The 19,171-nt window shown below is 68.3% G+C and carries 17 protein-coding genes; 9 read left to right on the top strand and 8 right to left on the bottom strand.

Going from position 1 to position 19,171, the window contains the following annotated elements:
- Positions 1-7: 7 nt before the first annotated feature.
- From ACFV18_RS21050 to ACFV18_RS21035, 4 genes are all read right to left on the bottom strand, one after another.
- Positions 8-1,909, bottom strand: coding sequence for a UvrD-helicase domain-containing protein (locus ACFV18_RS21050; RefSeq protein ID WP_380485353.1), 1,902 nt, complete (start codon positions 1,907-1,909; stop codon positions 8-10).
- Complete coding sequence (locus ACFV18_RS21045) at positions 1,906-4,080, bottom strand: ATP-dependent endonuclease (RefSeq protein ID WP_380485352.1); 2,175 nt, start codon at positions 4,078-4,080, stop codon at positions 1,906-1,908. The genes ACFV18_RS21050 and ACFV18_RS21045 overlap by 4 nt, the downstream gene beginning before the upstream one ends.
- Before the next feature lie 382 nt (positions 4,081-4,462).
- A complete protein-coding gene (locus ACFV18_RS21040; protein ID WP_380485349.1) occupies positions 4,463-5,032 on the bottom strand; it encodes a peptide deformylase in 570 nt (189 codons plus the stop codon).
- Positions 5,029-6,000 carry a multiprotein-bridging factor 1 family protein gene (locus ACFV18_RS21035; protein WP_380485347.1) on the bottom strand — a complete coding sequence of 324 codons (972 nt, stop codon included), beginning with the start codon at positions 5,998-6,000 and terminating at the stop codon, positions 5,029-5,031. The genes ACFV18_RS21040 and ACFV18_RS21035 overlap by 4 nt, the downstream gene beginning before the upstream one ends.
- A gap of 143 nt (positions 6,001-6,143) precedes the next feature.
- On the opposite strand from ACFV18_RS21035, the gene ACFV18_RS21030 reads away from it, so the two are divergent.
- From ACFV18_RS21030 to ACFV18_RS21015, 4 genes are read left to right on the top strand one after another with little or no spacing between them, the layout of a single operon-like run.
- Positions 6,144-7,298: a glycosyltransferase gene (locus ACFV18_RS21030; RefSeq protein ID WP_380485345.1), complete on the top strand. Its 1,155-nt coding sequence runs from the start codon at positions 6,144-6,146 to the stop codon at positions 7,296-7,298.
- A complete protein-coding gene (locus ACFV18_RS21025) occupies positions 7,295-7,999 on the top strand; it encodes a hypothetical protein (protein WP_380485343.1) in 705 nt (234 codons plus the stop codon). The genes ACFV18_RS21030 and ACFV18_RS21025 overlap by 4 nt, the downstream gene beginning before the upstream one ends.
- Complete coding sequence (locus ACFV18_RS21020; RefSeq protein WP_380485341.1) at positions 7,996-9,231, top strand: hypothetical protein; 1,236 nt, start codon at positions 7,996-7,998, stop codon at positions 9,229-9,231. The genes ACFV18_RS21025 and ACFV18_RS21020 overlap by 4 nt, the downstream gene beginning before the upstream one ends.
- A complete protein-coding gene (locus ACFV18_RS21015; protein ID WP_380485339.1) occupies positions 9,228-10,109 on the top strand; it encodes a hypothetical protein in 882 nt (293 codons plus the stop codon). The genes ACFV18_RS21020 and ACFV18_RS21015 overlap by 4 nt, the downstream gene beginning before the upstream one ends.
- Here the strand turns inward: ACFV18_RS21015 and ACFV18_RS21010 are convergent.
- The gene (locus tag ACFV18_RS21010) at positions 10,067-10,567 is read right to left on the bottom strand and encodes an AAA family ATPase (protein ID WP_380485337.1); all 501 of its coding nucleotides are present in this window, start codon (positions 10,565-10,567) and stop codon (positions 10,067-10,069) included. The genes ACFV18_RS21015 and ACFV18_RS21010 overlap by 43 nt on opposite strands.
- 386 nt (positions 10,568-10,953) lie before the next feature.
- Positions 10,954-12,477 (bottom strand): CehA/McbA family metallohydrolase, encoded by a 1,524-nt coding sequence (locus ACFV18_RS21005; protein WP_380485335.1) that lies wholly within the window; start codon positions 12,475-12,477, stop codon positions 10,954-10,956.
- Between the two features lie 533 nt (positions 12,478-13,010).
- Here ACFV18_RS21005 and ACFV18_RS21000 point away from each other — a divergent pair.
- The 5 genes from ACFV18_RS21000 (at position 13,011) to ACFV18_RS20980 (ending at position 17,560) form a co-directional block, all read left to right on the top strand.
- Positions 13,011-14,675 carry an ATP-binding protein gene (locus ACFV18_RS21000; RefSeq protein ID WP_380485333.1) on the top strand — a complete coding sequence of 555 codons (1,665 nt, stop codon included), beginning with the start codon at positions 13,011-13,013 and terminating at the stop codon, positions 14,673-14,675.
- A complete protein-coding gene (locus tag ACFV18_RS20995) occupies positions 14,672-15,079 on the top strand; it encodes a roadblock/LC7 domain-containing protein (protein WP_380485331.1) in 408 nt (135 codons plus the stop codon). The genes ACFV18_RS21000 and ACFV18_RS20995 overlap by 4 nt, the downstream gene beginning before the upstream one ends.
- Before the next feature lie 13 nt (positions 15,080-15,092).
- Entirely contained in the window at positions 15,093-15,443 is a 351-nt protein-coding gene (locus ACFV18_RS20990; protein WP_380485328.1) for a DUF742 domain-containing protein, read from the top strand.
- Positions 15,424-16,041 (top strand): ATP/GTP-binding protein, encoded by a 618-nt coding sequence (locus ACFV18_RS20985; protein ID WP_380485326.1) that lies wholly within the window; start codon positions 15,424-15,426, stop codon positions 16,039-16,041. Before ACFV18_RS20990 ends, ACFV18_RS20985 begins: the two co-directional genes overlap by 20 nt.
- 73 nt (positions 16,042-16,114) lie before the next feature.
- Entirely contained in the window at positions 16,115-17,560 is a 1,446-nt protein-coding gene (locus ACFV18_RS20980; protein ID WP_380485324.1) for a cytochrome P450, read from the top strand.
- Positions 17,561-17,630: 70 nt separating this feature from the next.
- Here the strand turns inward: ACFV18_RS20980 and ACFV18_RS20975 are convergent, their stop codons facing one another.
- Positions 17,631-18,341, bottom strand: a complete 711-nt coding sequence (locus tag ACFV18_RS20975; protein WP_380485322.1) for a lytic polysaccharide monooxygenase — start codon at positions 18,339-18,341, stop codon at positions 17,631-17,633.
- Between the two features lie 126 nt (positions 18,342-18,467).
- Positions 18,468-19,151, bottom strand: a complete 684-nt coding sequence (locus ACFV18_RS20970; protein ID WP_380485320.1) for a class I SAM-dependent methyltransferase — start codon at positions 19,149-19,151, stop codon at positions 18,468-18,470.
- Positions 19,152-19,171 lie beyond the last annotated feature (20 nt).

The raw sequence follows: 19,171 nt of genomic DNA, 5'->3' as shown, positions 1-19,171 counted from the left end.
CTGCTGATTACCTCGCAATGTCGGAATCGGCAATGTCGGAATCGGTAAGAACCTTCCCGCCAAGCGTGAGCCCTGACTCCTCGATCGCCAACTTGGCCGCAGCTACGTCACCAGCGAACACGACGACTGCCAGGGACTCGACCGCGCGTGACACGCACACATAGAGGAGCCGCCGAGTCCGTTCCAGGACCGAATCCTTACCAGCAGCTACATTCTTCTTGTCAGTGTCCGAAAGTCCCCTGATCCCGAGTAGCTTGTCGTAGGAGTAGAGGTTGTAATTACCTTCTTCGTCATCTAGTACCACCATGACCTTGCGGAACTCCGCGCCCTTGGTGCCATGTTGCGTAGAATAAGGCGACTGTTGCCCAAGGTACTTGAAGTAGGCGGTTAGCTCACCAACGTCACAGGCCATGAAGTAGTCGAGAGCCTTCACAGTCTCTGCAGCCAGCACGATGTTCGCATGCTGGCCACCTGGTTCCAAATAGGCGAAAAGCCTAGGATCTGCAGTGATGAGACCCGCCTCGACGGCTAGCCTTACAGCAGTTCCTACAGAGTTGGGGCCGCCGGCTTCCACGGTGTCGCGGAGTTTTGCGACAGCGTCGCGCGCATCAGCCAACCTCGATCTCACAGCTCTGCCAGAAAGGTCCCCAGAAAGCATGCCACTGCGCTCACGGAGGACGGCAATCACAGATGGCGAGTCAACAGTCTCGGCTTCACAGAGAGGAATGATGGTGTCTTCGAACGGTCGAAGCGGCCAGGCACTTCCCTCCTCGAATGCCTGCTTCAGGCTAGTCGAATTACTGTCATGGAATGCAGCATAGAGATGCTCGAAGCCCATGCGCTTGGCGACCATTCGATGCACGATCATGAGGATCTTGGCACCTTGTCCGTCGTCGGCTGAGTCCGCGGACCAACTACCGGCGTTGCTGTGCCGCTCCAGCCAGACACGTACGTGCTCGAGGCGCCCGCTTCGTTGATCGTCGGCCGGAAGGACGAAGAAAAAGCATTCGCCCTCCACTCGCTCGTCCATGGGTCGGCCGGGCACTTGGACCAAGCCGTCGGCCTTTGAGCGAACTTGGTTGATCACACCGAGTACCTTGTTCGAACTGCGAAAGTTTTCCGGCTTATCAATCCGCTTCCATGCTGACTCGGGCAAAATCTCCCCCGTGCCGCGCTGATAGATCTGCTGCATCGGGTCCCCAAAGAAGCCAAGGCAAACGGCGCCTTGCGCCTTGGCGCTGACATGCTTCAGCGCCTCGACCACATTAGGGAATGTGTCCTGACTCTCGTCGACGAAGATATACGGATGTTTGCTGGCGACGACGCGCGCGAGGAGATTACTGGCGAGAATCAGCTCCGGAACCATAGTGATGATGTCCTCATGGCCAAGGACTCCATTTGCATAATCGCTTCCGGTTCCATATGTGTAGTGCTTGACTTCTTGGAGGCGTCCAATCTGGGCACGGAGCTTCGTGAGATCGGAGTCGTCCTTCGCGATTGTTGCCTCTCGTGTCCGAGACGAGTAACTGGCCTGCTTTTCAGTTATCTCCAGGATTTTGGACTCGATACGATGGAGGACCCACTTGGCAATATCCCGCTGGAAGGGTTTCGCCAAGGACCACATGAAGCTATGAATGGTGGAAACCCAGATGAGCGGGCTGTTGCCAACATCGTTGTGGATCTCCTTGGCGGCTATGTCAGTGTAGGTGATACAGGCGATTTGCTGTGTGCGAGCCTTCAAGCGGGAACCATGCTTGCTTGCCACATAATCTAGCGCTTTGACTAGCGAAGTTGTCTTGCCCGAACCGGCGCCGGCTACCATGACAAAGCCGTTGAGCTGCTCGGCGTCCAGTAGATCGTGCAGTTCGATATCGGCGAGGGTGTTCGGCGCGGAGATTCGCAAATTCATTTGCCTGCCTTATTTTCTGGCAAGGAGTCGGTAGAGGTCCTGGGTGGAGGAAGCAATTGATCACGCAGCCAAACCAGTCCGTCGATGATGTACTGGGGTGCTTTCCATCCCGCATCCTGCTCTGCGATGAGACCCAGCGCGAACCTGGTCTTGTCGAGGTTTCGAACCCGCTTGAAGATCGCTTGATGCAGTTCGTGGAGTGTCTTCTGGTCTGCCCCTCGAATGTAGAGACTGATGGCGTCCCTCTGCCGCTCTTGGGTCCAGCTCAGGTTCTCGAGAGCGAAGGCTTCTTCAAGGGTTCGGCCGGCCAACTCGGCTATGTCAGCTTTCCAAGCGGTTGGGCGACGGGTCTGGTAGGCGACTCGGATGTTCCCGTAGTCTTCGCCATCCTCGCCCTTGTATTTAACAACCTTTTCGGGGTCGGGAAGATCAAGCAGGTCATCGATTGAGGTGAGCAGCGGGAACCAGTGCTTGAGCGTCTCGTTAGACGTGACGGCGGATGGCGCGGTCGTCATGCACGCCTCGCCTGCCTCGGAGAGCTTATTTTCAGCAGTCTCGGCTTGGGGAGGTTGGATGCTATCTAGATCGGTAATGACGAGGGTCGTGATCTCCAGGAATTCGAGTAGCTCGTGGAACTTGTGAGCAAATGCCCCGCCAACTTCTAGGATCGTCAGATGGCATTCTTTCAGCCTGGGAATGTTCCGTTCGATGATGAGCGGGAGCAGTAGGCGTTCGACGTTCCCTTCGACGAGGAGGGCGCCGTCAGCGAAGAACAGGTCACAGTGTGTGAGCTTCAGATATTGCTGGAGGAATTTACGTGTCGCGTCTTCCTCTCCCTGGTAAAACACTGAGAGGTTCTTGACGTCGCTAAAATATGGTGAGTTGATCCCCTTGTTCCTGCAGAAGTAGCGGATCGGCTGAAAGCTACTTTCGTACAGGATGTGCGAGGAATGTGTGGTGACCACCATCTGCGTTTGAAACCCGGGTTTGGCGTCAGGGAGCAGGTCGAATACCTTGCGAATGAATACTTGCTGCAGCTGGGCGTGGAGATGGGCTTCTGGCTCCTCAATCATGACGAGGTGCACTGGCGGGCGCTGGCCGTCAACATCCTCCCATGCATTATGAAAGTCCAGGATCTCAACACCCATGTAGATCAGATTCTTGAAGCCAAGGCCGTTGTACTGGTCTGGCAGGGTCGACAGTGACGCTGAGAGATGGTCGTTATCCCCAACGGGAAGCGCATAGTGGACGCGGGCGCTCGTACTAAGAAGGCTCTGCACATTGAGCGAGGCTTTGAGCATGATGCCTGGATTAGCAGAGCCGGGATAGCCTAGAATCTCAATTTTCTCCAGGATGGAATTGAACGCCTGAGCAAAATGCTCATTTAGGGCGGCCTCGGAGTCGGCGATCGCACTTAGCGCATCGATATCTGCCTCAAAGCTCGGCAGGTTGCGCTGATAGTATCTACTGAGCCTACGCGATAGGTCTTCTGCGCGGCCGTGTGACTCCGAATCCGTGAGGTGGCGTTGGGCGTTTAGAAAGTCAACTCTGATGAGCGAGGCCACAATGGCACTGCCATTTGGCCCCAGGGGGAACGGCTCGTATCCGGATTCCGGGACGAGATCCTCATCGCACTTCCGGGCGTCAAGTTTGTAGTATTGGATCTCGTATTCGTTCGTCAGGCGCTTGCTGAGATAATCGGTAAGATTTTGGGGCCAGGGATTGTAAGCAGCGCCCGGCTTCTCGGTGTTCAGTTTCCTGCCTTTGTAGGCCTCTTGGTAGTTGGCCACCAAAGAGGAAGGGTTTCTTGGTGCGTAGATCATACGGACGCCTACAGGCTCCCCGTCCCAGTCAAGTCCTGGCAGTAGATCGACCACGCGATGCACATTGTTATCATCGACCTCGAACCAGAGGTCGAAGCAGATCTTCGGAAGATCCGTCTCTGCATTGCCAGTAGCAGGATCGAACCTGTTGAATTTTTCCCAGCAGTCAGCTGTGAAGTCGTAGATCTGAAATCGGACTTTGGGGACCAGGAAGCGTTGGAAAACATGCGTAGCCGACGTCTTTCCACTGTTGTTGGCCCCAACAAATATCGTCGTCTCCTTGTCGAGGTCAACGCGGACCTTCTTGAGGCGGCGAAAGTTCTCAACTCGAAACGCCTTAATGTGCACTGGGTCCTCTGTGTCGTCTTATGTACTTAGGGCATGCATTCCATCGCGTATGGCGGAATAGCGTTCCATTTCGCTAGGAATATGAGCGCAGTCCCGTCCGATCGAACTGCAATTCTTTCGGCAGTTACTACTTGGCCTTTCCGGCTGGACGTTGCTGTGGCTTCCGATTCGCGAGTGCCCACTCCCCGGTGGTGGCGATGCGCCTTCTGACGCAGAGGATCTGGAGCGAGATCGGGCGTGGCCCGTCCGGCGTCAACCAGAGCACGTCCGCGCACCTGAGGCCGCGGGCTGCAGGCGGTGACTGTGATCCCCTCATGCATGCAGTCGGTGAAGCGGAAGGGTGTCTCTCCCGCGGGCACATCGGCCGGGCTGTGCACGACGCTCACTGCTCGTAGGCCCAGGCCCGACCGGTCTGTCGGTATTGCTCGACCGGGATGGGGGTGAGACCGGCAGCCATGCGTGCGGTGTAGAGCAGGCCGTCGAGGTGGTCGATCTCATGCTGGATCAGGCGGGCGAGTCCGCGTTCGTATGTGGTGGTCACCAGTTCGCCGTTCAGGGTGGTGGTCTCCACGGTGATCCGCAGCGGTCGTGGGACCACGCCGCGTACGTCGAAGAAGGACAGGCAGCCTTCGAACTGCTCGTCCGTCTCGGTGGAGCGGTCGGTGATGCGGGGGTGCAGCAGGATGATTGCCGGCGCTCCGGGCTCGGCCGGCTGGACGATGGCGGCGGCCCGGCCGATGCCGATCTGGGGTGCCGCGATGCCCATGCCTTTGGCGAAGGGGTGGACCTGGCCGATGCGCTCCATCGCGGTGAACAGCTTCCCGATGACCTGCTCGGCGGCGTCGCGCTCGCTGGGCAGGTCGAAGGGACGGGCGGGCTCGGCGAGGATCGGGGCGCCCTCCTGGACGACTCCGAGGTCACGCATCTGCTCGCTGGGCCGCACCTGGGTCACCTGAACTCCCCTTGGGTCGTGTGGCGTTCGGGCCGGGCCCGGAATCGCCATTCCAGACGGTACCGGGCGTGGAGCGCGGGCGTGGACGTGCTCCAGGAGAAGACGCGCATTCCGCCCTCCTCGCGCCGGATCGGGGCGGTCCGCAGCGGTGCCGCCTCGGCGGTCATCGACGTCTCGGTGCCCCAGACCGCCGGGTCGAGCTCAGCGGGGAAGGCGAGTTCGACTTCCAGGTACTCAGTGGGGAGTCGGACGGCGCGCTGGAACCAACGGCCCCACTTCTCTTCGCCGACCGAGTAGGCGTACTCGATCCACACCGACTCGCCGGGGTACAGCGGGAAGCGGCCGTGCCCGTTCTCGAACAGCAGCCACACTTCCTTGAACGCGTCGCGGTCGTGCTTGGCCTGCCAGCGCATCTCCTCGCCTCGGCAGGTGGCGGTGAGCGCGAGTTCACCCCAGGTCAGCGGGTGCCCGCGGTAGTGCGCGTTGGAGCGTTCCGGTTCGCCGGGGTAGCGGTCTACGCTGATGCGGATCAGGTAGCGGGTGATCGGCTCGCTGCCGGTGTTTCGCAGTAACCGCCGCATCGTCAGCCGGTACTGGTCACCGTCGTAGTCCAGGCGGGCGGCATCGTGCTCGACGACGATCGCTGAGCCCGTCGCGTACGGCTGCTCGGCCCTGCGCGGGGCAGGCGGGGCCGCCGCCGGGGCGGTGCGGTTCTTGGCCACCTCGTAGTCCAGCCAGCGCTTCCAGATGCCTTTGCCCGCGTTCAAGATCTCCTCGGAACGACGGGCGAAGTCCTCGGTCGGCTTGTGCCGGCCGGACTCGACATGGCTCACGTACGACGGGTCGAAGCCCATCCTGCGGGCCAGGTCCCGCTTGGAGAGTCCGCGCACCTCGCGCCAGTAGGCGACCTCCGCCGCGAACGCCTCGGCGGCCTGCTCGACCGTTGAGGCGTCGCCTCGCGTGTTCATCAGAGCCCCCGCCCTGGCCGCTGGATGAGAATGAGTGGACCGTGAGTGATCTCGGTTCATCATTCTGTCACGTCTCGGGGAACCAGTTTCCTTCTTTCACCGGCCCAGGGCGACCCCGGGCCCCAAGAAGGAAGGCCCTGGCGATGCGCCTGCTGTACTTGCTCAACGTCTCCAACTCCAGCCGCCTGACCGCCGACTCCGGCTTCACCTTTGCCGACCTGCTCGCCCCCGCCCTGGCGGATGCCGGAGTGGAGGTGACCGTGGCCTCCCCGGTCCCGACCGGCGACGAGCGCGTGCACTTCACTCGGACCACGTCGCCGTCCACCAAGTACCGGGCCCGCTTCAACCCGGGCATGGGCACCCTGGTGCGGCTGTTCCGCCGTCACCAGCCCGAGGTCGTGGTAGCCAACCAGATCGAGGCCGCACCCGCGATCCGCGCCGCGCTCCTGGAAGCCGGTGTGGACGCGCTGATCGCCGGCTACTGCCATTACCTGCCGTTCTCCTTCACCGAAACCGGCCAGTTGGAGTTGGACCCGGCAATGAACGGCGGCGGGCTCGGCCGCAGTGTGCTGCTGGCCTTCGCCGCCGGCCTGGCGGCCTGCGACCGCGTCCTGGTCCACTCCGGCACCGCCGCGTCGTGGACCGCCGCTGTCGCCGCCCGCACGGGAGTTGAGCTCGCCGAGAAACTGCACGTGGTCCCCGCACCGAGGGACGAGCGCCTGGTGCGCGACCCGGCCGAGATCGTCCCGCCTCAGGGCCGCGCCACCGGTGTCTACAACCACCGCCTGTACGCCCACTACGGCACCGCCCGCTTCACTCAGCTCGCCCGCCGCCTCGTCGCCGAGGCTCCGGTGCGGCTCACTGTGATGGACCTGTTCGGCACACGCAGCCCCGAGCGGATCCGCCTGGACCCCAGCCCCGAGCGACACTTGGAGGAGCTCGCTTCCGTGGACGGCGTCGCGATCGCCTCCGACCGCGGTGACCGCATCCGCTACCGCAACCTGCTGGCCGGCGCCGACTTCGGCATGGCGCCCTTCCGGCCCGGATGCCCCTGGTCCATGTCGGTGATCGACTGCCAGGCGATGGGCCTGCCCGTCATCGGCCCGCGTAGCGGCTGGCTGGCCGAGCACATCGACCCTGAGCTGCTTTTCGACACCGATGACCAGGCCGTCCGGATCGCCGAACGCCTCGTCACCGACCCCGAGTTCTATCTGGTACACGCCGGGCGCGCGCACGCCTCCACCACCGAGCTCACGCCCGCCGCAGTGGCCGCCGACTACCTGGAGGCGATCAAGTGACCGGCTTCGACGCCGTCCAACTGTCCTACGACGAGCCACTGGCCGACTTCCTTCACACCCGCCTCACCGGGGTACTCGGTGGCAATGTCAAGCGCCTGCATGGCGTGCGCGGGATGCGACGCGCCTACCGGCTCACCGCCGAACTGGTCGACACCGACCAGTTCTTCCTGGCCGACGGCGACTTCGCCATCGACCCCGAGTTTCCCACCGCCACGGTGGAGCCGCTGACCGACGGAGTGTCGATGCGGGTCTGGCAGGCCGTCAACCCGGTCAATGGCCTCACCTACGGCTACGGTGGACTCAAGCTCATCCGCACCAGCGCGCTGCGGGAGATGGCTCAGGCCGTCGATGTGCTGGCCGCGTTGCCCGCACGCGTCGAGTTCAGCCGGGTCACCGCCGGGACCACGCTGTTCAACCAGACCCCGTTCCACGCCTGGAAGGCGGGCTTTCGCGAGTGCGCGATGCTCGCCCGCGGCAGCGAGTACGGCATGACCGGCGCCTCCGCCCGCGAGCGCATCGACGCCTGGGCGGCCAGCACGGACGGCGACTTCGCCGACTTCGCGGCGGCCGGCGCCCGCGACGGCCTCGACTTCGCCCACATGGCGGCCCGCGACCCGAAGCAGTTCGAGACGCTCAACGACCCGCCCTGGCTGTACCAGCACTTCATCGCGCTGCACGGCGCGCAGGCGGTCGCCGGGTGAGCGCCCGTTCCGGGCCGTTGGTCCTGATCGAGCCGTACGCCCACCGAGGCGGTGGGCACCACCAGCGCTCGCTGACCGCGCTCGCCGCCGCTTACCCGGGTGCCCTGGTCATCGCCCCGGAGGGGATCGCTGGCGGCCCGGGTCCGCTGGTGCGGGCCGGCGCGTGCGTTGCTGCCGGGCCGACTGGTTCGGCGGCGAAGGCCTTGCTGGCCGCGGCGCGAGCGGCGGCTCGCTTCTCGGTCACCGGTCAGCAGGTCTTCGACTCGCGGAGCTGGCCGGTGAAGGTCCGTCGGCTTCCGCACCAGTTCACTCTGATCGCCCGGTGCCTGACCGAAGCCGCCTGCCTTCGAACCGCTCGCCGCTTCGCCCCGCGCCCGGCAGCGGTGGTGATCCTCAGCGCGAGCGAGGCCCTGCACGGTGCCGCCGCCCTGCTCGGCGGCACCCCGCACCTGCGGTTCATCCACGAGCTGGTCACCGCCGAGGACCTGCCCGTCCGGCTGCTCGGCCGGCTCGCCCGCCGATGGGAGAGGCGCACGGTCGCGCTGTACCCGACCGCCGCTGTCCGCGACCAGCTCGCGTCGGCCTTCCCCCGTCTGCGCGGCCAGGTGCGGAGCTTCGCGGTCGATGACGGCCGACGGCTGACCGAGGCCGAACGCGAGGGTGCCCGCGCCGCCTTCACCATTTCCGCCGACGCGACGGCGGTGTGCCTGGTCGGTGGCTGGTGGCCGTACAAGGACATCGCCACCATCGACGGTGCCCTCGCCCGCCTCACCCGGCCGCTGCACGTCCTGGTGTGCGGCACCCCGCTGGACGAGAACCTGCCTGCCCGGTGGCGCCAACTGCGCCAGGTGACCCTCCACATCGTGCCCGGCCCGGTTGACGAGCCGGTGCTGCGGCTGGTGTACGCCGCTGCCAACGCCGCTGTGGTGGCTCGGTGCCCCGGCGTGGGCAAGGAGTCCGGACTGGTCATGGACGCTGCCCGGCTCGGGGTCCCGTTGATCCTCTCCGACCACGACCCGGACCTGACCGAGCAGTTGGCCGACCAGCCGTGGGCCCGGCTCTTCCCGGTCAGCTACCCGGAAGCCCTCGCCGATGTGTTGGACCGGCTTGTCACCGAGGCTCTCGACCGGCCAGGACCGCAGGCATCCGGAGCGCTGGACATGCCTACGGCCGCCGAGCAGACCGCCTACCTCACCGACACCTACGACCACCTGACGAAGGAGTGCCGATGACGCCCGCCCTGGTCGCGGTGATCGGAGCGGTCGAACCGGCCCTCCTGACCGCCTGGACCGCCCACTACCGCCGGCTCGGCATCGAGAGCTTCCACCTCGCCTTCCACTTCCCCGACCACGTCCCCGACGCCTGGCGCCGCCAACTGCTGGCCACCGCTCGGGAACTCGACCTCCCCAGCCCTCAGGTCAGCACGGGCCCGTGGCACGAGCACACCAACACCGAACTGCGCGACGCGCTGCGCGAACAGGCCGGCCCCGGCTGGCACCTGATCGCCGACTCCGACGAGTTCCACACCTACCCGGCCCCGCTCAGCGAGGTGACCACGATGGCGGAGGAGAACGGTCGAGCGGTGGTGGGCGGGCTGATGCTCGACCGCGTGAGTGCCGATGGCCGCCTCGGCCTCTGGCGCCCTGAGATCGGGCTCGACCGTGCCTTCCCGCTCGGCGGACACCTCACCCACCGCCTCCTGCGCGGAGACCCCCGCAAGATCGTCCTTGCCCTCTCGGACGTCGCCCTCGCCTCAGGCAACCACCGCGCCCCCGGCCGCAGGCCCGACCCGCACGCACTCGCGTGTGCGCACCACTTCAAGTGGCGCGCCGGTGTCCTGGATGACCTGCGCCGTCGCGTCGAGCGATTCACCTCCGGCATCTGGACCGAGCACACCCCAGCCGTACGGACCGAGGCCGCCCGGCTGCTACAGCACATCGACCGGCACCACGGCCGCATCGACGTCTCCGACCCCCGCCTTGCCTTCCGGCATGCCACCCTCGACCGCCTGCCGGACGGCTGGGCCGCCGAAGCCGCTCAGATCACCACCACCTGGCGCCCGCCGGGTCAGAGCCGGCCCGGCTTGACGATCTCCTCGCCCTCGCCGTGAGGCGCCTCGAAGCGGGCGAAGAAGTCGTCGAGGGCCTGCGGCGTCACGATCAGCGCGTTCGCGTCGCCTCGTTGGTTGCGCTCGGCCAGCCTGCGCAGCAGCTCCTCTCGCGCGACCGGGAAGTACAGTAGCCGCCACCGCCCGCCGGCCGACTCCACCAACTGCTTCATCGCGTCGCGGTCCTTGCGCGGCCACAGTCCGTGGTCCCACACCACGTCCCGGCCCTCGCCGACCAGCTCGACCAGCCGGTCGTGCAGCTCGGCGACGACTGGGGCTTCCTTGTCGAAGTAGGCGTGCTCCGGGTAGTCGACACCGTACCGACCGTGCCGCTCGTGGACGACCTCGTCCACCGACAGACGCACCGCTCCCCGCGGCTCCAGCTCCCGCTGGGCATAGGTGGTCTTCCCCGAACCGGTGAGCCCCACCAGCAGGAACACCACCGGACCGCGCTCGCTCACTGTCAACTCTCCTCACCACCACCAGCGTTCACCGGCCAGTCTGCCACCACCGGCCCGCCCGTGACCGCCGCCAGCCAAGGAGTCCCGGCACGCCGGCCCTGTACCTGGAGGACCCCACCAACCTCGGCCACACCACTGCCGTCCGCCCCCGCCACGTCCACGCCGCCTTCCAAACGCCGACCGCGCCTCTGGCCGGGCTGGTGAGCCAGACCGAACTCGCCACCACCCGGGTCAGAGAAACAGCTACTGAGCCGTGCCGTGCTGACGCGGGGCGCGGCAGGCGTGATGGCCTTTGTGTGGTCAGGGCCGGCTCTGCGCTGCTTCGTGGAGCCGGGTCGGCAGAGCGATCAGTCGGGTTCGCTCGTTCGGAGGTTGGGTGCGGTGCGTCAAGAGATGTGCAGCACAATCGGGTTGGTGAGTGCTGCCATCGGCCCCCAGGGCAGGTCGGGGCCCAGGGAGTTGCCCTTGCCCGGGGTGCCGTCGGGTTTGGGGTGGCGGACTTCGGCGCGGACGTAGGTGGCCAGGGAGGCGGTGGTGCGCCAGGTGACGGTGCCGGTGCCGGTGGTGGGGAGGGATTCCTGGTGGAGCTGGCCCTCGTCGGTGATCAGGCGGACGGTGCCGTTGGGGACGCCGGTGACGGTGAGGCGGATGTCCACGGGGGCGTCGGCGGGGACGGTGAGGCGCTCGCCGATGGTGGCCTGGCGGCCGTGGCCGGTGGCGGTGAACTCCAGGGTGACGGCGGCGGATTCGGCGAGCCAGCTGTGGCCGGCGCGGAGGGCGGCGAGGACGGCGGTGCGGTGGAGGTCGTCGGCGAGGACGACGTTGTGCGGGGTGCCGATGGGTTGTGGGGCGCTGTGGGCGTCGCTGTTGCCGAGGGCGGGTAGCCAGTCGCGGCCTTGGCGCAGGGCGGTGGCGAGGTTGGCGTCCCAGGTGTCGAGGGCGGATTCGTCGTCGTACGTCCAGGGGCCGTTCCACACCTCGACGGCGTCGGTGTCCTGGTAGCCGAACTTCCACTGGCAGGCGACGTAGGGGCAGTAAGGGTGGGCGGCGACGACGAGGCCGCCGGAGCGGTGGACCTGGCGGGCGAAGCGGGGGAACTGGTCGTCGCGGGCCCGGTAGCGCCAGTCGACGAACTGGCCGGGTGCCAGGCCGAGGGCCAGCCAGTGGCCGTTGCGGGTGGTGACCTCCTCGCCGGGGAGGATCAGCAGGTCGGGGCTGGCCAGTGGGCCCCAACTTCCGTGTGAGGAGGAGGTGTTGTGGTCGGTGGAGACGATGAAGTCGAGGCCGGCGACGCGCGCCCCGGCGGCGACCTCGGCGGGCAGTCGGCGGCCGTCGGAGTGCACCGTGTGCAGGTGGCAGTCGCCCCGGTACCAGGCCCGGCCGCGGCCGCGGGCCCGCTCCGGCGGGTAGGCGGGGACGAAGGCCGGGCCGGGGGTGCCGAACCGGAGGGTGACCTGCACGGTGCAGGTCAGTCCGGCGGGGGCGATCTGGTAGGGGCCGAGCACGATGTGCCAGGTGCCGGGATTGATCGGCCCGGGCAGGTAGCCGGGGGTGGCGGTCTCGCGGGACAGACTGAACTCGGTGCGGAAGCCGCCCGACCATCCCCGGAAGCCGTCGCCGCCGAGGGAGGTGCCGCGTTCGTCGAAGATGCCGATGTCGCAGGAGTTGCCGGGCGTGCCGGGCGGGACGGGGGGCCGGTCGTAGCGGTAGGAGACCTTGATCTCCCGTACTCCACGCGGGACTTCGAACGGCAGGTGGACGAAGTCCGGTGATCCGGTGGGTAGTTGGGCGGTCAGGGTGATCACCTGGTCCGGGGCGGCGGACGGGGCCTCGACGGCCTGACCGATGGTTCCCGGAAGCGGGGCGGCGGTGGCCAGGCCGGCGCGCAGCAGCGTGCGACGGGCCGTCAATTGGTGCTCAATGGGCGGTACATGAGGCACGATGATCTCCGCTGGGCAGGACGGTCGAGGGTCGCCCGGCTGCCTACCCCGGGGGGTGAACGGGCGGTGAGGTGTGGCCCGCCGGCAGGTGAGTGTGCGGCATGAATATGACGAACTGATCATCCGTCAGTAATATGGCGATCACGGCTCGTTCCTCCTCGACGGGGGTGCGGGCCGCGTCGTTGTCACCGCCGAGCACGGCCCTAGCAGCATCCGGGGCGTGGCGGTGAAGGATCGCCGCGACTGCCGCTCGTCCGGGTGAATCCGGGGTGGGAGGCTGCCGCGGGGTGCCTGGTGCGACAAGCCTAAGAGCCCCGGCGAGGGGCGCACGAACCGTTCCGCGGGGTGTGCGACACCCGCCGCCAGCAGGACAACTCTGCTGGTGGAAAGGGATGCTGACGAACCATCAGCACGGTCGGGCACCGGCTATGCTGCTTCGCGCCCGGGCCCCGCCGCACCGCCCGGACTCGCGTTTCCATCCCTTTGACCGTATGAGGACACCGATGCTTCGACCCGGATCGTCGCCAGGAAACCGGCTGCCCGCAGCCGTACTCGTCGGCCTGCTGCCCGCGGTCGTGATCGGCGCGACGGCGGCTCTCGCCGCGACCGCCGGGCCCGGGCAGGCGATCTCGGGGATCCTGCTGTGCGGTCTGGTGGGCGCCGCGGCCGTGGCGGCGGCCGGCCTCGAAGCGGTGCGCCGGGGACGGGCGTTGGAGCAGGCCCGCGCGGACAGCGCCCGGCAGGAGGAGGAGGTGCTCCAGCGGCTGGCCCGCCAGCAGGCCGGCATGATCCACCTGGCCAAACACGAGCTGCCCGAGGCGATCGACCGGCTCCAGCGCGGCGAGTTCATCACCGACGTGCTCCGCTCCTACGAGCAGCGCCACCTGGCCAACGTCGGCGAGGACTTCCACGAGGCCCGGCACGCCGTGGTGCGCTCCGTCCTCAACGCCGTCGACAACGAGGAGGCGATGCGCGAGTCCGCCCAGCGCGCGTTCGTGAACATCGCCCGCCGCGTGCAGGCGATCGTCCACCGGCAGGCCGTCGACATGCGGGAGATGGAGATGCGGCACGGCGACCTGCCCGCCGTCTTCAACGACCTGCTGGTCCTCGACCACGGCAACGCGCTGATCGGCCGCCTCGCCGACTCGATCGCCGTGCTCGGCGGCGCCCGCCCCGGCCGCCAGTGGAGCCGGCCCGTCCCGCTGTACAGCGTGCTGCGCGGCGGCATGTCCCGGATCCTCGACTTCCGCCGGGTCGAACTGCACCCGGTCTCCGAGGTCGCCATCGTCGGCCCCGCCGTCGAACCGCTGATCCACGCGCTGGCCGAGCTGCTCGACAACGCCACCCGCTACTCGCCGCCGCAGACCAACGTCCACCTCACCGCGGTCGAGGTGCAGACCGGCATCGCGATCGAGATCGAGGACGGCGGCCTCAGCCTCGGCGAGGAGGGCCGCGCCCGGGCCGAACGGATGCTGGAGAAGGCCCAGTCCGGCATCGACCTCAACGACCTCGGCGAGACCCCGCGACTCGGCCTCGCGGTGGTCGGCCGACTCTCCCGCGCCTACGGCTTCCAGGTCTCGCTGCGCCCGTCCGCGTACGGCGGCGTGCGCGCCGTGCTGATCGTCCCGCAGCGCTACATCACCACCGCGCCCGCGCCCAGCCGCGCCCACGGCATCGGCCGGATGGCCACCGGTCACCCGATGGCGGACCGCAGGGCCGCCAGGCAATCGGAGAACCCGGTGTGGAGCCCGCCCGCCGAGGAGCCGGCCGCCGGTCACAGCCCGGCAGCGGCCCCCGTCCCGTCCGCCCCGACCCACACCCCGTCCGGCGGATTCGCCGCCGCCTCGGCCTTCCCGTCCGCCGGAAGCCGGCCGTGGATGTCCGCGCCGTCCCCGGGCGAGGACGACTACCCGGTGGTGACCGAGCGCACCGCCAACGGTCTGCCGCAGCGCCGCCGCCACCCCACGCAGCTGCGCGGCCCGGGCGCCCGCCGGCTGCGGCAGGCCCCCGTGCCCGCACCCGCACCCGCACCCGCACCCGCCGCCGAGCCGGTCCAGCCCGGCCTGTGGCTGGCCGCGTTCACCGAAGGGATCAACGGCACCACGACCGGCGGCCCGGCGGACGGCCAGCACGCCAGTGAACAGTCAGCAGGGAAAGGCGAGAAGTGATTCAGCAACGGACCAACATGGACTGGATGCTCAGGGACCTCGCGGAGAGTGTCCCGTACGCGCGGCACGCCATCGTCCTGTCGGCCGACGGCCTGCGGCTGGCCCAGTACGGCACCGACCCGGACACCGCCGACCGGCTGGCCGCGGCCTGCGCCGGACTGCAGAGCCTGGCGCACGCGGTGGGCAACGAGTTCCCGCACGGCGACGGGCGGATGCGGCTGGTGGTGATCGAGGTCGGCGGCGGATTCTTCTACCTGATGGCGGCCGGATCCCGGGCGTTCCTCGCGGTGCTCGCCGACGAGGGCGTGGACGCCGGACTGGTCGGCCAGCGCATGCGCGACCTGGTCGCGCGGATCGGCGAGCACCTCACCACACCGGCCCGCACCGGCGAACAGCTCGCGTGAGTCGGGGCCCCCGATGAGCAACCAGGACTGGGAACAGAGCGGCCCCGAGCGGTTCTTCGTGATCAGCGGGGGCCTCGACGGTCAGCACAGCACGGACTTCGACCTGGTCACGCTGATCATCGCCCGTTCCCGGCCCGAGCCCACCATGCAGCCCGAGCACGCGGCGATCCTGCGGATCTGCGGCTCGCCGCTCTCGGTGGCCGAGGTCTCCGCGTACCTGCGGCTGCCGAACAGCCTGGTCATCGTCATGCTGGCCGACCTGTTCGCCGCGCACCGGATCGAGGCCCGTGCCCCCATCCCGCCGGCCGCCCTTCCCGACCTTTCCCTGTTGGAGGCAGTGATCCATGGACTTCAGCGGCTCTGAGCCGGTGCGCGGGCCGCGCGAGGCCGAACTGCTCCCGGCCACCGTGGCCACCGCCGTCAAGATCGTCATCGTCGGCGGCTTCGGAGTCGGCAAGACCACCCTGGTCGGTTCGGTCAGCGAGATCCGCCCGCTGACCACCGAGGAGACCATGACCGAGGCCGGCGTCGGCATCGACGACCTGGCCGGGGTGGAACGCAAAAGCTCCACCACCGTGGCGATGGACTTCGGCCGGATCACCATCAGCGACCAGCTGGTGCTGTACGTCTTCGGCACCCCCGGCCAGGAACGCTTCTGGTTCCTGTGGAACGGCCTGTTCGAAGGCGCGCTCGGTGCGGTCGTGCTGGTCGACACCCGACGCCTGGAGGTCAGCTTCGACGTCCTGGGCCGGCTGGAGGACCGCGGCGTGCCGTTCGTCGTCGCCGTCAACTCCTTCCCCGAATCCCCGGCCTACCCGCTCGACGAACTGCGCGGCGCGCTCGACCTGCCGCCGCACGTGCCGATCGTCGAGTGCGACGCCCGCTCCCGGGAGTCCAGCCGCGATGTGCTGATGGCGCTGATGCGCTACCTGTACGAACTCGCCGCCCAGCCCGTCGGCTGACGCCCCCCACGCCGGCCGCCGTCCAGCCCGTCGGCCGACGCCCCCGCACGCCCCGATCTCCTGGAGAGCTCCCGTGATCCCCGAAGAGCGCACGTACAACGGCGCCGTCCCCCCGCCCGGCTGCCCGGCCCACGGCGCCACGCCGCTCCACCAGGACGAGCTGCGGCGGCTGTTCGGGCCGGAGGCCGAGGCCGACCCGTCCGGCCTGTACGAGAAGCTGCGCGCCGAGCACGGCGACGTCGCGCCCGTCCTGCTGCACGGCGACCTGCCGGCCTGGCTGGTGCTCGGCTACTCCGCCAACCTCACCGCGATGCGCACCCCGTCCCGGTTCTCCCGCGACTCCCGCCGCTGGACCGAGTTCCAGGAGGGCCGGGTCGCCCCCGACTCGCCGGTGCTGCCGGTCATCGCCTGGCAGCCGACCTGCTCGTTCGTGGACGGCGAGGAGCACCGCCGGCTGCGCACCGCCGTCACCGACGGCCTCAACGGCTTCGACCGGCGCGGCATGCGGCGCTACGTCACCCGCTTCGCCGATCAGCTGATCGCCGACTTCGGCACCGGCGGGCAGGCCGAATTGGTCTCCCAGTTCGCCGAGCACCTCCCGATGCTGGTGATGACCCAACTCGTCGGCATGCCCGAGGAGTACGGCCCGCGGCTGGTCGAGGCCGCCCGCGACCTGGTGCGCGGCACCGAGACGGCCGTCGCCTCCAACGAGTACGTGGTCGAATGCCTGCGCCGCACCATGGACCGCAAGCGCTCCGACCCCGGGGCCGACCTGGTCACCCGGCTGATGCGGCACGAGTCCGCGCTGAGCGAGGACGAGGTGCTTCAGCACCTGCGTTCGGTGCTGCTGGCCGCCAACGAGACCACCATCAACCTGATCGCCGAGACGCTGAAGATGGTCCTCACCGACGGCCGCTTCCGCGCCCACCTGTCCGGCGGCCAGATGACCCTGCCGGACGCGCTCGACCAAGTCCTGTGGGACGCCCCGCCGTTCATGCTGGTCCCGGGCCGCTGGGCGACCGGCGACACCGAGCTCGGCGGCCGCAGGATCAAGGCGGGGGACATGCTGCTGATCGGCCTGGCCGCCGGAAACGCCGACCCGGCGGTGCGGCCCGACCTGAACAAGCCGCTGTTCGGCAACCGTTCGCACCTGGCGTTCGGCAGCGGACCGCACGAGTGCCCCGGCCAGGAGATCGGCCGGGCGATCGCCGAGACCGGCATCGACATCCTGCTCACCCGGCTGCCCGATCTCCAACTCGCGGTCGAGGAGGATGAGTTGGTGTGGCGCGGCAACTGGATGTCGCGGCACCTGACCACGCTGCCGGTCAGCTTCACCCCGCGCACCGCGCTCCAGCCGCAGGACCCGACCACCACCGCCAGCGCCCCGGTGATCTCCACCCCCGCGCCCGCTCCGCACACCCCGCCCGCCGGGTACGCCCCGCTTGCCGAACCCGTGCGCGCCGTGCCGGAGCAGCGCCAGGGCTGGTGGGCCAAGCTGGCGGCCAAGCTACGGGGCTGATCGCCCGGACGGCCGCCCGGAGACCCTCCCCCACAGGGGGTCGCCGGGCGGCCGTGTCGTTCCGGGGAGGCTACTTGCAGGCCCCGAGATCCTCCCAGACACCCCACTGGCCGGTGGAGCCGGGCTGTTCGCCCTGGGTCCACCACTTGGCACGCCAGGTGTGGTTGCCGTAGGAGACGCTGTCGCCGCCGTTGTAGACCCGGGCCGGGTCCCAGCCGGTGGCGGTGCAACTTCCGTTGCCACCACCGGGGTTGCCGCCGCCGGTGCCGCCGATGTTGACGTCGATGCAGGAGTAGAACGCGTTGGCGGTGTCCGAGACGTTCCACACCGCGAGGACCTTCTGTCGGCCGGTGCGGCCGCCGAAGTTCACCTGGTGGCTGACGTCCGCCGGGGGCTGGGCGTTGTTGCCGGAGAACTGGGCGATCAGTTGGCTGCCGATGAAGTACTGCCAGTTCGCGGTGGCGTGACGGGCCGTCAGGTGCCAGCTGAAGGTCTGGGTGGAGGACACGTTGGTGACCTGCCAGCCCTTGGAGTCGTCGTCCAGCTCGGCGTACTCGGAGTGGCCGCCGCTGCAGCTGAACAGGCCCTTCGGGCCCTCGACGCTCTGCGGTTCGTACTTGATCTGCCCGCAGACCACGACCTCGTCGGCGCACTGCGCCTGCCGACTGGCCGGGTCGGTGACCCAGCCGTGGGCGTTGGCGGTGCCGGCCGACATGGTCAGCCCGAGCAGCGGGGCGACCAGCGCACCGATCGCGGCGGTCACCTTCCTGTTTGCCTTCATCTCCGTACCTTCCTGATGTGGGGTCAGGGCGCTTCTTCCGGAGGCCGGTCGGGGCGGGGCCGGGAGAGCGGTCATTGGTCTGGACCGGATGCGCCGAGGGAGACGATAGCGGCGCCCGGCGCGAGGTCAAGAGCTTGCGCCGGACGGGCCTTCCGGACACCCGGGGAGGTGCAGCTGCCAGACCCGGGCCGGAGGGAGGTTCGCCAGCACCGTACGGCTGCCGGTCGCCCCAGCCCGCAGACGGACGGCCACGGCGCGTTCCACCGCCGCGTGCCGGTGGGCCTCGGCGCGCGTGGCGAACAGTGCCCGGGCGCGACGGGTGCCTAGGTAGGCGAACCAGGTCAACGTCCCACCAGGGTGCAGCAGTTCGAGGTAGCGGGCCATGATGCGGTCGGCCTGCGCGGGCGTGAAGTTGGTCAGCGGCAGGCCGGAGACGATCACGTCGTAGCGCCGGTCGGTGGCCAGTTCCTCCACGTACGCCTGGTGCACCGCCACCCGGGCGGCGCTCTGCCCGGCCACCAGCTCGCGCAGCCGGGCGGCGAACCGCGGATTGGCCTCCACCACGTCCAGCCGTGCGCCGCGCGGCAGTTGGGGCAGCAGTACGCGGGTGACGGCGCCGGTGCCCGCGCCGGCCTCCAGGACGTCGATCGGGTGCGGGGCGCGGGCCCGCACCGGGGCGGACAGGGCCCGGGCGAGAGCCCGGCTGCTGGGGGCGACCGCGCCGGTGGTGCGCAGGTCGCGAACGGCTTCGCGGAGGAACGCCCAGCCGTCGGCCCGGGGCCGCGGCGGCGGAGTGGTCTGCTCGGTCATGGCTTCGACGCTAGGAACGC

It is taken from the genome of Kitasatospora sp. NPDC059673 (genome assembly GCF_042734215.1).
In the GTDB taxonomy this organism is placed as follows: domain Bacteria; phylum Actinomycetota; class Actinomycetes; order Streptomycetales; family Streptomycetaceae; genus Kitasatospora.
Note: the sequence above shows the minus strand (reverse complement) of the source record. Positions and strands in the feature narration are given on the sequence as shown.

Excerpts from the sequence above, each read along its gene's own strand:
- ACFV18_RS21000 (WP_380485333.1), top strand. The coding sequence starts at position 13,011 with ATGCTTCGACCCGGATCGTCGCCAGGAAACCGGCTGCCCGCAGCCGTA.
- ACFV18_RS21030 (WP_380485345.1), top strand. The coding sequence starts at position 6,144 with ATGCGCCTGCTGTACTTGCTCAACGTCTCCAACTCCAGCCGCCTGACC.
- ACFV18_RS21050 (WP_380485353.1), bottom strand. The coding sequence starts at position 1,909 with ATGAATTTGCGAATCTCCGCGCCGAACACCCTCGCCGATATCGAACTG.
- ACFV18_RS20990 (WP_380485328.1), top strand. The coding sequence starts at position 15,093 with ATGAGCAACCAGGACTGGGAACAGAGCGGCCCCGAGCGGTTCTTCGTG.
- ACFV18_RS20975 (WP_380485322.1), bottom strand. The coding sequence starts at position 18,341 with ATGAAGGCAAACAGGAAGGTGACCGCCGCGATCGGTGCGCTGGTCGCC.
- ACFV18_RS20970 (WP_380485320.1), bottom strand. The coding sequence starts at position 19,151 with ATGACCGAGCAGACCACTCCGCCGCCGCGGCCCCGGGCCGACGGCTGG.
- ACFV18_RS21015 (WP_380485339.1), top strand. The coding sequence starts at position 9,228 with ATGACGCCCGCCCTGGTCGCGGTGATCGGAGCGGTCGAACCGGCCCTC.
- ACFV18_RS21035 (WP_380485347.1), bottom strand. The coding sequence starts at position 6,000 with ATGAACACGCGAGGCGACGCCTCAACGGTCGAGCAGGCCGCCGAGGCG.
- ACFV18_RS20985 (WP_380485326.1), top strand. The coding sequence starts at position 15,424 with ATGGACTTCAGCGGCTCTGAGCCGGTGCGCGGGCCGCGCGAGGCCGAA.